Annotated in this window: 11 protein-coding genes and 1 pseudogene; 9 read left to right on the top strand and 3 right to left on the bottom strand. The window is 45.3% G+C overall.

Annotated features, from left to right (window positions below):
* Positions 1-390: 390 nt before the first annotated feature.
* Positions 391-663, bottom strand: coding sequence for a hypothetical protein (locus QUA00_RS22210; protein ID WP_333146072.1), 273 nt, complete (start codon positions 661-663; stop codon positions 391-393).
* Between the two features lie 175 nt (positions 664-838).
* Here QUA00_RS22210 and QUA00_RS22205 point away from each other — a divergent pair.
* A pseudogene (locus tag QUA00_RS22205) lies at positions 839-2,334 on the top strand (IS5 family transposase).
* Between the two features lie 552 nt (positions 2,335-2,886).
* A complete protein-coding gene (locus tag QUA00_RS22200) occupies positions 2,887-3,507 on the top strand; it encodes a transcriptional regulator (RefSeq protein WP_333411148.1) in 621 nt (206 codons plus the stop codon).
* 490 nt (positions 3,508-3,997) lie between these two features.
* On the opposite strand, the gene QUA00_RS22195 is transcribed toward QUA00_RS22200, so the two are convergent.
* Together QUA00_RS22195 and QUA00_RS22190 are read right to left on the bottom strand one after the other, a co-directional pair.
* Positions 3,998-5,926, bottom strand: a complete 1,929-nt coding sequence (locus QUA00_RS22195) for a penicillin-binding protein 2 (protein WP_333411147.1) — start codon at positions 5,924-5,926, stop codon at positions 3,998-4,000.
* Between the two features lie 295 nt (positions 5,927-6,221).
* The gene (locus QUA00_RS22190; RefSeq protein ID WP_333411146.1) at positions 6,222-6,797 is read right to left on the bottom strand and encodes a hypothetical protein; all 576 of its coding nucleotides are present in this window, start codon (positions 6,795-6,797) and stop codon (positions 6,222-6,224) included.
* A gap of 338 nt (positions 6,798-7,135) precedes the next feature.
* On the opposite strand from QUA00_RS22190, the gene QUA00_RS22185 reads away from it, so the two are divergent.
* The 7 genes from QUA00_RS22185 to QUA00_RS22155 form a co-directional block, all read left to right on the top strand.
* Positions 7,136-7,360: a serine protease gene (locus QUA00_RS22185; protein ID WP_333147593.1), complete on the top strand. Its 225-nt coding sequence runs from the start codon at positions 7,136-7,138 to the stop codon at positions 7,358-7,360.
* Positions 7,361-7,479: 119 nt separating this feature from the next.
* On the top strand, positions 7,480-7,683 hold the full coding sequence (locus tag QUA00_RS22180) for a glutathione S-transferase N-terminal domain-containing protein (protein ID WP_333147591.1): 204 nt from the start codon (positions 7,480-7,482) through the stop codon (positions 7,681-7,683).
* A gap of 497 nt (positions 7,684-8,180) precedes the next feature.
* A complete protein-coding gene (locus QUA00_RS22175; protein WP_333411145.1) occupies positions 8,181-8,429 on the top strand; it encodes a helix-turn-helix domain-containing protein in 249 nt (82 codons plus the stop codon).
* Positions 8,362-8,811, top strand: a complete 450-nt coding sequence (locus QUA00_RS22170) for an IS607 family transposase (protein WP_333411144.1) — start codon at positions 8,362-8,364, stop codon at positions 8,809-8,811. The genes QUA00_RS22175 and QUA00_RS22170 overlap by 68 nt, the downstream gene beginning before the upstream one ends.
* Before the next feature lie 76 nt (positions 8,812-8,887).
* Entirely contained in the window at positions 8,888-10,111 is a 1,224-nt protein-coding gene (locus QUA00_RS22165) for a hypothetical protein (RefSeq protein WP_333411143.1), read from the top strand.
* Positions 10,112-10,373: 262 nt separating this feature from the next.
* Entirely contained in the window at positions 10,374-10,595 is a 222-nt protein-coding gene (locus QUA00_RS22160) for a hypothetical protein (protein ID WP_333411142.1), read from the top strand.
* A 378-nt stretch (positions 10,596-10,973) separates the two neighbouring features.
* Positions 10,974-12,090 (top strand): transposase (locus QUA00_RS22155; protein WP_333411141.1); only part of this gene is annotated, 1,117 nt, incomplete at its 3' end.

Here is a 12,090-nt window from a genome sequence, read left to right as displayed (position 1 = left end):
AGGCTCAGTTGAGGCAAGCTGGCACATTCCGATCGCCCCAAGGATGTAACTAATAACTAATAACTAATAACTGCTTAATTAACCAAGCGATCGCCCCTTCCACATCAGCAACCTGCTCAACATCAGGAATCTGCGGGCGCTACACCATCACCACCAGAATTCCCAGTTCTCTAGTCGCAACAACTTTAGCATAAGTAGCAGCTCGCCCGCGGTTTTTACTAACCATTGTATAATATGATATTCTCATAGTAATTGCCGCTCGTCTAGCATCGGAATAGTAAAATCCAGTCAAAGTCAATAATCACGGATGGTGCAACCGGACGCGATTGGATTCATCTGCGTTAATCTGTGTTTATCTGCCATCATCTGCGGTTAAAAAAAGAGAATGTATTAACCGCCCCGGACAAGGTATTGACGCCCATTTACGCAGAAGTCGAGAAGAGAGATAGGAATAATTCCGATGCTAACAGATTTGATATTACCCGCAAGTAGGACACCGCAGTGCCGTTTCCCTACAATTAACCGGGCAATCGTTATATCCGATCGCGCGATCGCCCAGAACTCCGCAAGATTCGGATGAATTTCTTCTGTATAATTCTCACAGTGAGTACCAACTATTTTTGACGCTAAAACAGGAGCGTCGAAAGTAAATTTTTCCCTCAATTTGAGTACAAGTTTCTACCTTGACTCCAGGCAAGTCTAATCGATAGTCTAAATTAGGGCTTGCTGAATCAGTGAGAAAAGTAAACAGTGTATGGGTTTTCCGACCAACAAAGTAGTAAGGGTGCAAGAAAAACAGGTATAATCAGTCAAAACCCGTGCATCACCACCTGCGAGCGTGTATAGAAAAGCTGAGCTTGCCCCAAGCCCCCCATCCGACTTTGAACTCCCCTTTGAAGGAAGATTGTCAGAAGATAACCGTTGGGTAAAAATGGCCCAACTAATTCCTTGGTCGGAATTTGAATCAGATTATGCTGAAAATTTCCCCACCGAAATGGGAGCACCCGCCAGATCATTTAGGATGGCATTAGGGGCATTAATCATCAAAGAAAAACTCTTAATTAGCGATATAGAAACAGTAGAACAGATCCGTGAAAACCCATACCTGCAATACTTTATCGGTCAATCAACATACAGTAATGACCCCCCATTTGATCCATCATTATTAGTCCACTTTCGGCAGCGAATCAGTGCAAACTTAATCAAGAAAGTGAACGAACGCATGGTGGAAAAAATGCGCGAAACCACCCCAAAACCGCCCGAAAAAAAAGGATTCGGACGCAAAAAATGAATCAACCAATCAAGGAAAATTAATCATAGATGCCACCTGTGCCCCAGCAGACATTAGCTATCCCACAGACTTAGGACTATTAAACAAGGCAAGAATTCACACCGAAAAAATCATCGACATTCTTTATAAGTCCCTCAAAGTAAAAATTAATAAAAAACCCATAACCTACCGAAAAATAGCCAGGAAAGACTACTTAGCAGTAGCCAAACAACGACGACCTAAACGAAACAAAAAAATCCAAGCCCTTAAAAAACAACTGCAATATATTAAAAGAAACCTCGCTCATATTGAACAGCTAATCGACTCAGATGCCACCCTACAAAGTCTGACCAAGAAGCAATATAAAACCTTGCTAGTTCTCACAGAAGTCTATCGGCAACAACTTTGGTTATTTGAAAATAAAAAACCGAGTATATCGGACAGAATAGTAAGTTTAAGCCAACCCCACATCCGTCCCATTGTCAGAGGGAAAGCAGGGAAACCTGTAGAGTTTGGAGCCAAACTGTCAGCGAGTTGCTTTGAAGGATATGTATTTTTAGACCGGATAAGTTGGGATAACTTTAATGAATCAGGAGACTTAAAAGCACTCATTTGAAGCATTTAAAATTTACACAGGATACTATCCAGAATCAGTCCACGCAGATCGCATTTATCGAAGCGCGAGAAAATCGAGCTTGGTGTAAAGAAAGAGGAATTAGAATTAGTGGCCCCCCTTTAGGAAGGCCACCAGCAAATGTCAGTAAGGAAACAAAGAAACAAGCCTCAGAAGATGAGAGAATTAGAAATGCGATTGAGGGCAAATTTGGGACTTGCGAAAAAGAAGATTTAGCCTGAATCGGGTGATGACAAAACTTGATAATACTTCGGAAACAGCCATTGCCCAAACTTTTTTAGTAATTAACCTTTCTACCTGGTTAAGACGGGTTTTTTGTGCGTTTTTATGTCACAAACCGAAAATCACACCTATTTATGGTTTAATGATTATTAAAAGCTATAACTGGGCAAGTTATAGTCAACAAAAAGTTATGTCTCCCCGAGCTTGAATTGCCAATCAAGTGCGATGCCTACGGCTGGCTACGCCTACGCGATTTTTCTTAACTTATTCAGCAAGCCCTAAATTAAAATTCATCACTATCACTGTATTGATTGCTATATTTTACGCCATAAACTCAGGAGAGCTTTCCTTCTGCCTCCTGCCTTCTACCTCCTGCCTAAAAACTCCAACTTCTACCTTGGCTGCTTTCATTGAGATGCTCCCTACATATAGCAACCGCCTTGGCGGCGCCGGAGGAGATCGATTGCTGAAACCCTTGCTCTGATTACGTCTGCCTCCTGCCTCCTGCCTTCTACCTCCTGCCTCCTGCTATAGCTTCGCGCTCTGGTGCGATCGGGCGATCGACAAAATTGCTGTAGGGAAACCGCACTACCGTTTCTTGACTGCCGTTTTCTTACCCGCAGTTTTTTTTAAAGTCGCATAAATTTTCAGTAAATACCGATCTACACACTAGCCAAACCCAAAGTTAAAATATACCCAATAAAAAATAGCTCCTCCTAGCTGTTTTTTGGGCCAGCTAAATATCAGGGAGTGCATCTACGTGTCAATAAATAAAATGCTAAAAGGCAGAGCCACTACACCTGCCCCAGGTTTTACCATGATTGAGCTATTGATAATTATTTTAATCATAGGAATATTTAGTGCGATCGTCGCCCCCTCTTGGCTAATGTTTATCAACAACCACCGTTTAAAGGTATCGCTCGATCGAGCTTATTGGGCAATGGAACTTGCACACAGCAACGCCAAACGATCCAAAATTTCATGGCAAGCCAGCTTCAAACAAGTAGGAGAAAATGTACAAATAGCCGTTCACCCAGCCGACATTCCCCCAGGCAAAGTACCAGCCAGTCAATGGAAAAACCTAGAACCGCAAATTCAAATAGATACAAATGAAACAACAGTGCTCCAAGTAAATGAAAACAACGAGCAAAAAACAAACGGCACAATCCGGCGAGTCATGTTCAACCATCGAGGTTGCCCCGTATCTCGAAGCGACCACGACTGCACGCTAACGAGTATAAGAGCCAAAGGAACCCTAACACTATATCATCCCAACTTAAGAAAGAGCCAACGCTGCATCATCATCTCCACTCTTTTAGGACATAAACGCACCTCCCAAAGACAATTAAAACCCAACGAAAACAAAAGATATTGTTACTGACAGGGCGATGAATTATGTTGGGGGTAGGGAAACGGCATTGCCGTGTCCTCAATAGCCGTGTTTTCGAGCGTCAAATTCGAGCGTCAATTCCTGACGCAACATCTCATATCATTTCCGGTTACACTCCTTATGATGTTGACGGTTGACGGGTGACGGTTGACGGTCATTGGTGACAAGTTAAGACTTAATTGCATTTGTCAATCAGTAATATTACTCAAAAAACTGCTTTTTTAGGAGTGGAAAATTCACGATTTGAGAGAAAGTAGGTATAAATATCACCCTCGGCATGATTCCTAAACCGCCCAAATCTCAGTTTTATGCCCAAAATCCGAGTAAATGTTGAGTATAATTGCTGATTGACAAATCCTTTCTTAGCTTAACTTGTTACCAATGGTTGACGGTTGACAGTGAACAGTCAACAGTGAACAGTCAACAGTGAACTCGGATTTACTATTCCGATGCTAACGGATTTGATATCAGATATAATCAACTACTTCTTACTCGGCGCAATCTTCTCAATAGAAATCAGCGCCTCCATCACCGACTCCACAATCGGCGCCGCCACCGTACCCCCCGAAGAACCCTCCTTCGGCTCATCAATCACCGCCAGCACCACATACCGAGGAGCCTCCACAGGCATTATCCCCACAAAGCTAGTAATAATCGCCTTGTTAGAATAACCCCCACCAGCATTAGCTTTTTGAGCCGTGCCCGTTTTTCCAGCAATCCGATACCCAGGAATTTGTGCAGCTTTCCCCGTACCACCATCAACCACAGTTTCCATCATTTCTAACACCTGCTTAGTGGTTTTCGGCGAAAAAACCTGCTTCGGAACCGGTCTGGGAAGCTTCCAATAAGCTTCACCTTCCCTATCAAAAAGTCCCCGCACAACGTGAGGAGTCACCAACTTGCCACCATTAGCCAAAGCGCCGTTAAGCTGCACCAACTGCATCGGAGTTATCGAAAAACCCTGACCAAAAGCAGTAGTAGCAACTTCCACAGGAGAATTAATAAATTGCTCTCGATTTTTAAGCTGGCTGCTTACTTCAAAAGGCAAATCTGTTCCCGCAGTTTGTCCGAGTCCGAGTTTTTCTAAAGCTTGATAGTAAAGAGAAGGTTTCATGGTTCTCATGATGTGCACCATCCCCACATTACTAGAATGTTTCAAAATCTCAGTAACAGTCGAAGGGCCGCGCGCGCCTGCTCTTTGGTAATCAGAATTTTGGATAGTCCAGGGATTCATGTAAATCCGACCTTCATCGTTAAACACACTATTAGGTTTCACCGCACCCGCTTCCAGAGCGATCGCCACATTAATCGCTTTAAAAGTCGAACCAGGCTCATAAACATCAGTGACAGCCCAATTTTTATAGCGCGACAAATCGAAATTAAAATATTGATTCGGGTCATAAGAAGGTTCCGCTACCACTGACAGCAATTCCCCGTTACGGGCATCCATCACAATCACTGTGCCCCGCTTCGCATTGTGTTGCTTCATTTTTTCCTTGAGAGCAACTCGCGCAGCCCGCTGCAAGCGACTGTCGATCGTCAATTGCAATTTCAAGTCATCAAGCTGCACAAATCCCGCCGTCAGCCGATCGGGAACCCAATTCCCATTGCTCGACCTGCTAAACTGAATCGACGGCATTGATCGTTCCAACAAATTCTGCTGGCTGTATTCCACCCCGGCTTGTCCCTTCCGTTCCCCGTCCACATAACCGAGGATATCAGCCGCCAACTCCTGCTGCGGGTAAAAACGCTGCTGCTGCCGCAGCAACTCCAAGCCATCGACCAGACTCTCTTTAATTTGCATCCCAGCGACGCGATCGGCAACCTCTTGAGGCAGAGAGTCCGCAATTGTAATACCGCTTTCAGCAAGATTAAACCTGCGTATCAGTTCAGTTTCCGACGTAGTGCCCGGAGTCAGTTCGATCGCCAACATCGGAGCCAATTTAGCAGCAATTTCCGCCTTCGAGTGGTTAAACAACTTCGGGTGAGCGTAGAGCGTGTACACCTGTCTGTCGATCGCCAAAACATTCCCTGCGCGGTCAACTATCGGGCGTCTGGGCACAAACGGCTTCGTTTTGAGAGTTTGCTGCTGAAGAGCCTGTTTACGCAGCGCCGGAGCTCGCGTCACCTGCAAATAAAACAAATTCACAGCCAGCCCCAGCCCCCCCAGCATCAACACCGCCCACACGGCCCACAAACGGAACTTGCTGCGCTTTAAACGCTCCACCGGTCGCCCCCAAGATGCAGCCGTCTGTTGTGGCGATCGGCCGAAACTGCCCGAAGCTCTAGGTTTGGCTGGTTTTTCCCACCCAGTACGCGCGGCGAAGCTATCCCGTAGGGAATCGCCCGCCTGTTTTGTGCGTTTGAAATTCGGCGATCTGTAGCGGTCAAAACGGGGGTCGTAGCTCATGGCATTAAAAATTCAATAGCAAGTTAGAGCGTTTTAGAATTTAGAATTTATAACTTAAATGTTAAAAGAGAAAATTCACGACTTGGGAATTGGCAATCCGTATCAGGGTTTGGATCACACCTACAGTTGCCTTCTGTTTTTTGAAGTGGTGTTAATTATTTTTAACTTTTAACTTCCGGTTGCAAGCAGAAAATCGATCGCGACTTGCAAAAAAGCCAAAAAGGAAATTATATCCTCCAATTCTCAGGCCCTCGGACACTCAGGCCCGGAGGGCGCTCTCCGCTTTGACACAGGTTTAATAGCCCAGCGGTGTTTCCACACCGCCTCCCTTCTTGAGAGCGGGCTCAGAATTTGGTGCCGCAACGGGCGATCGGGTTTCAGGGGCCGGCTGCAAGAAAATCGTGTCCCCAGGATTCTGCCGAGCCAAACCGGTTTCGGGATTTTGGGCTTCTTTAGCAAGTTGGTGTTTCAATACTTCGCTAGAAGCACTCAATTGCTGTTCCCGGAGACGCAGAGTTTCCAATTTTTGATACTCCTGACTCCAGCGCTGCTCGCCGTAAACTGTCAAGCCGTAGAGACTCAGAGCACCGCCCAAAAGCATAACTGCTACCACTGAGGAGGCGCGCTGTGCCTGCAGGAGCGATCGCAACCACACTGGCTGCTGCTGGCGATTGGGCAGGACTTTCAGCACCGATGCGGACGATCGAGCAATAGCCTGTTCTTCGGCTGGCGAGTAGTTGGGCAATACCGGCCCTGTCTTCGCCCGCCTAGCTCTGGCAATAGAAGTAACTTTGCTTTTGGCTGGGCCAGCAGCGGGCTTGCGGGTCGATCGGGAGCGGGGAGAATCGGGGGATCTGATAGCAGCGGTCATAGAGTTCACCAATACGTAAAGTGGGGTAGCTTCAGCTTGATTGAGCTTAAGAGTTTTTTTTCAAGGGCGAGCGCCAGTTGTGGCAATCTGGGTTCGATCGGTTATCCTTACCAAGGATACCTCACAAGCCAACCAACCCATCCTACCACTGGTCTCTTTGACTTCAGGATTTGCCAAAAAAAAGAAATCTTTGCTGGTTAGCGATAATCTATGTGAAATTTATTAATAAATGCAGTATTGTAATCAACGAGCGAATCGTTGAGCTATTCGTGCCAGCATTGTTTCTCAAGTACACTATTCCCTTCCTTGCGATGGGTTTTCAATGTTAAGGAGTTTTTATGAACAAGGGATTAATTCGTTTGACTTTGGTCGTGGGCTTGGCAGTAGCCCTCGGCGCCTGCGGAGGAGATACCACCACCCCCAGCTCCCCTAGCCCCTCTCCGGGCGGCACTGGTGGCACTGGCACTACTACTACTCCCCCTGCTTCTTCTGCATCTCCAAAGTCCACTCCTGGGACTGGTGCAACTACTACCCCTGCCCCTTCTCCTAAAAAGTCTCCCTAACTAGGGCGATCCGAGAGTGTTGGCCCAACGAGCCTAGCCTCCAGGTGAAAAATCGTTCGCTCCTCGCATTTTTTCATCTCAGAGGTCTAGGTCTCAAGTTGGGTGTTAGTTGTAGTCTGATGCTTTTACTACTGTTCCGTACATCCCCTTACTGCAGCAAAGTCCGCTTAGCGCTGGGTTACAAGGGCATCCCCTTTGAAGTGGAAAACTTGACTCCCGGGCTGCCGGTTTTGAAACTCAAGTCTCTGACGAGAGGTTTGAAGACAGTGCCCGTGCTGCTGCCTCAACTCGAAGGTCAATCGATTTTAGATTTTAGATTTTAGATTTTAGAGGCGACCCCACGGATAAATGCGGGGGCTCTTCTGATTTTCGATTTTCGATTTTGGATTGATTCCACGGATAAATCACGTGGCGGGTACCACCTTTGAAATTCTTGGTCAACCGGAGGCGAGCGCAGACGCGACGAAAATTTTGCACGATCGAGTCTCGTTTTCCTTCCCCGCCACTGTTGCCCGCAGACGAGAGGAAAGTAAGCTGAGGCTTCGATGATCGAATACAGGCTCGATGAAAGCATCGACATTGCTACTCGATGTGTTTACTGCGAGTTTCGCGCCGCTGCGGGCAAGCAAATCGACCCGTCTGTTTTGAGCCAGTTTAGTGATTCAATTGGCCTCGCGCCACTGCGGTATTAACCAGGCGTCGGCAAAACTCGCTCCAGTTGCGCCTGAGTGCTGCTTTAAACCTATTGCACCGTCTAATTACTAGAAAACGGAATATTGGAGTATACTGGAGTGATTCTCTATATTAGATTGTTCTAGTAATGTATCTGTCCCCAGCTCAAGCACAGGAAAAATACGGCTACCACCCTAAAACATTAGCAGATTGGGCGGATGACGGCAAAATCGAATACATCCGCTCCAAAGGAGGTCATCGCCGCTACCTAGAGTCCAGTATTGTCGGGAAATCAGGCTTGCAGGAAACTACCGGATTGGTAATCATTTATGCCGCTCGTCTCAACTCATTGGCAGAAAAACGATTTAGAGTCTCAAGCTACAGCCCTCAAAGCTAATCGGCAAGGCAACTTAATTCGAGAGATCGGCTCTGGGATGAATTTTAAGCGCAAGAAATTCATTAAATTGATGGAGCGAGTTGGACACGGAGAAATATCTGAAATTGTTGTCGCTCACAAAGATCGTCTGTGCCGATTTGGATTTGAATTTGTGGAATGGTACTGCTCTCAAAATGGCTGCAAAATAACTGTTTTAGGCAAAACCGACCTATCCCCTCACGCTGAATTGATGCAGGACTTTATGAGCGTCATGCACTGCTTTAGTAGCCGCCTTTATTTTCTGAGGCGTTACAAAGACCCGATCAGTAAAGAAGAAATAACGACTAACGAAAAATCTGCGGAACCCATTGACGAATCGGAGTGTATAGGAGTATCAGTCTAAAATGCTCAAACGCCAAAAAGGATATTCAATCGCAACAAAATCAGTTAAAGCGAAATTGATTCGCTCAAAGTTTGATATGCAGGAAACCAAGGATGCTTACAACGAAATAGTGCATTTTTATTTCCTGTTAATTGCCGAAAATCCTCAAGGCGTTAGTATTCCCGTTCAATCTAATGGTGGTTGGCGATACTACGAACTACTGACTGCTGGTCATCAGTTTATCAATGGTTTCCCTTCCCCATTGAAAAGAGCTGCAATTCGACAAGCCATCGGCGCTTACGAAAGTTGGAATTCTACCTACCAAAAATGGTTAAATCGGCCGAAGCGGATGAGGCATCATAAACCTCCTATCCATCCTAGAGCGTTCCGGTTCAACCCGCAGTACGATTCAGGGATGTGGAAAGAGGATGATGGCTTTTCCATTGTTTTGAAGATGCGAGCTGGAGATGCGTGGAAGTGGGTTAAACATCAATACCAATGCCCTCATATCTCAGCGGAATGGGTAAAAGGTTCTCCCAGGATTCAGGTACAAAACGGTTCTTTGTGGATCGTTTTTCCACTAGAAAAGTATGTTCCTGCAACGGGAGGTATCAAGGGACTCATGTCTAAATCCGCATTTAGAACCTGCGGAGTTGATATGGATATCGACAAGTTTATCATCATTGCAACCGTTCTAGAAACCAACGACAGAGGCGAAACGACTGAGATCGCTAGACACTTTATCAACCAGTCGCGTCATATAGCTCGTAGGAAGCGGGATCTAGGAAGAATTGCAATCAAGATGAGAAAATCCAAAATAGTGAGTCGCGGTTTTGCTAAATCAAAATGGGACTCAATAACGGCTAGAGAAATTGACTTTTCTAGGGTTGTTTCAAGGAGGCTTGTTGAATTCGCGAAGCACTGGAAAGCGGATGTAATTAGTTTTGAACACCTGGGTAATCTTCGCCCCAAAAAAGGTAAATTTTCTAGGCGGTCAAATCAAAAACGCGCTTACTGGCTCAAGGGAAAGGTTTTTGAACAAGTCAAGCGGATTGCGTATCAAGATTATGCCATATTGACAACTCGTGTTAGTCCGATGAACACGAGCCGTCTTAGTCCGTGGGGAGATCCACTTTGGAGAGGAGTTAAATTTCCTGCTAGCCCACTTGAATTTGAGGACTATCAATCTGGGGCGGCATTAGTGGCAACTGTTAATGGTTACAAAACTCATTCTGGATTAAATGCCGCCCGCAATGTAGCGTTAAAAGCAATCCAGCGCAACATCCCAGAGGCGGAGCTCAATCTTAAAAGCCTTAAGTAGTAATACTTGAGGTGTGCAATCAAACTAGAACGGTGTTAGCGACTGCCACTTTGATTGTATTAGGCCAGGGTAAACTGCCTAAAAATTCCTACCTTACTACGCTCCACTTGGTTGGGACTAGCTCCCACAAACTAAAGGACGCGACTACAGAGGAGTTGCAAAAGTGAACTTTATTGGGAATGTCGTGTTTCGCTCCGACTTACTCCATTTATGGGTTACTCGCTGGTAGGATGGTGCTAGTTTCGTAGGCGATGCCTTGAGCATGGCAGATATTGCTTGCTGCTGTCGCCATGCTGAGTCCTTTAGCTTTAGATTCCTCAATACCGAGTTAAGCATCCTTCGCTGTTTGAGCGTATTGCCCAAATTCACGGACTTTGTGGGCAAACCCCGCCTCCGAGATGTGAAAGTCTACCGATCGGGCGATCGTCCCTGCCTGAAAATTCCAGGTAAACTATTAACTGCTCCCCAACACTTACAGGGTTGACTCTCCGGGAGTGGCAAATCGACAAGAGTTTAAAAATATCCCTTATCACATATAAAAAAATAAGTCAAGGATATTTGGGAAAAAATATAAATTTTTCAATTTGTTTTAACTACCAGCCGGGAAGTCCCTCGGTATATTTAGAGGGGACACATCTGAGCGCTGCGCGAAGTACCCCGAATAAATTACGCCCGCGTGATGGAAAGAAGCGTCGGGTGGAGGGACGGAAACCGACAATTAGACTTAGCCACTATGAATTAATCTTGGGAAGTATCTTGATTTTCGATGTACTTCCTAAGTGTTGAAAGGGTAATCTTTGGTGTGGCATTTTGGACATACACAAACTATACTATGCAAAGGTCGAAAAAAGAAAGTTAAAAAATGCAACTCACTTACAAATACCGCCTCAAACCCACAAAAGCCCAACTAACAACGATGGTGGCTCACCTAGAGCTCTGTCGTCGGCAGTACAACTACCGACTTGGCGATAGATTTAGGTGGTGGTCAGCCACGAGAACACCTATCAACGCCTGCCCCTTGATTGTTTCGATAGTCCCGATTGAGGAAATTTATCAAAATATTCCTTTGACGAGAGTGCAAACTAGGGATGGTAGAAAAAAGGATGAGTCAGGCAATCCTTTGACCAGGAAAGGTGACGTTTTATCGAACATTGAAGGCGGATATGTACAGTGGCAAACCATACAACTGGCTGACCTGAAAAACACAAAAAAGCTATTTCCTGATTATAAAGTGTTGGACTCTCAGGTTTTGCAAGATGTCGTCAACAGAGTGGAAACTTCCTTTTCAAATTTCACCACGCCCGATAAAAATGGCAATCGTAGAGGCAAGCCCAGATTCAAAGGGCTTCATTACTACAAATCTTTCACTTATCCTCAACTAGACAATCTTGATATTGTCAAGGACGAGCAAAATAGGATTTGTATTGACCTCGCAAAAATAGGTCAAGTACCTATGGTTTTCCACCGTCCAATACCAACAAGGTTCACAGTTAAGACGGGAACAGTTATCAGAGAAGCTGATGGGTGGTATATCTCCCTGACGCTAGAAGATAAAACAGTTCCCGTAACGGTTGCAGAAATTCAACCGACGGTCGAAAATACTGTTGGCATCGATCGGGGAATCACTAATTACGTCTATCTTTCCAATGGCGAGAGAGTTGAGAATCCTAGCTTTTTGAGGAAGTCTGCCCAGAAATTGGCAAAACTTCAAGCGAACTTAGCTAATAGAGTCAAGGGTTCTAAGCCTGGGAAGATTATCAAGGACAAGATTTCCAAACTCCATCAGTTTGTAGCTAGAGCTAGATTAGATTTTCAGTTTAAAACTGCACATGAGCTATTCGGTAAATGTGAGGTTTTAGTTGTTGAAGACTTGAGTGTCAAAAATTTAACTAGACGTGCCAAGCCCAAGACTGATGTTGAAAATGGTAATTTGGTTTATTTGCCGAACGGTCAGTCAGCTAAAAGTGGCTTGAATAAAT

Origin of the sequence: Microcoleus sp. T2B6 (assembly GCF_036700475.1) — a bacterium.
GTDB lineage: Bacteria > Cyanobacteriota > Cyanobacteriia > Cyanobacteriales > Microcoleaceae > Microcoleus.
This window is presented reverse-complemented; position numbering and strand designations above follow the sequence as displayed.

Coding starts and splice junctions, on each gene's coding strand:
- QUA00_RS22180 (WP_333147591.1), top strand. CDS start 7,480: ATGCTTTTACTACTGTTCCGTACATCCCCTTACTGCAGCAAAGTCCGC.
- QUA00_RS22175 (WP_333411145.1), top strand. CDS start 8,181: ATGTATCTGTCCCCAGCTCAAGCACAGGAAAAATACGGCTACCACCCT.
- QUA00_RS22185 (WP_333147593.1), top strand. CDS start 7,136: ATGAACAAGGGATTAATTCGTTTGACTTTGGTCGTGGGCTTGGCAGTA.
- QUA00_RS22160 (WP_333411142.1), top strand. CDS start 10,374: ATGGCAGATATTGCTTGCTGCTGTCGCCATGCTGAGTCCTTTAGCTTT.
- QUA00_RS22190 (WP_333411146.1), bottom strand. CDS start 6,797: ATGACCGCTGCTATCAGATCCCCCGATTCTCCCCGCTCCCGATCGACC.
- QUA00_RS22165 (WP_333411143.1), top strand. CDS start 8,888: ATGCAGGAAACCAAGGATGCTTACAACGAAATAGTGCATTTTTATTTC.
- QUA00_RS22170 (WP_333411144.1), top strand. CDS start 8,362: ATGCCGCTCGTCTCAACTCATTGGCAGAAAAACGATTTAGAGTCTCAA.
- QUA00_RS22195 (WP_333411147.1), bottom strand. CDS start 5,926: ATGAGCTACGACCCCCGTTTTGACCGCTACAGATCGCCGAATTTCAAA.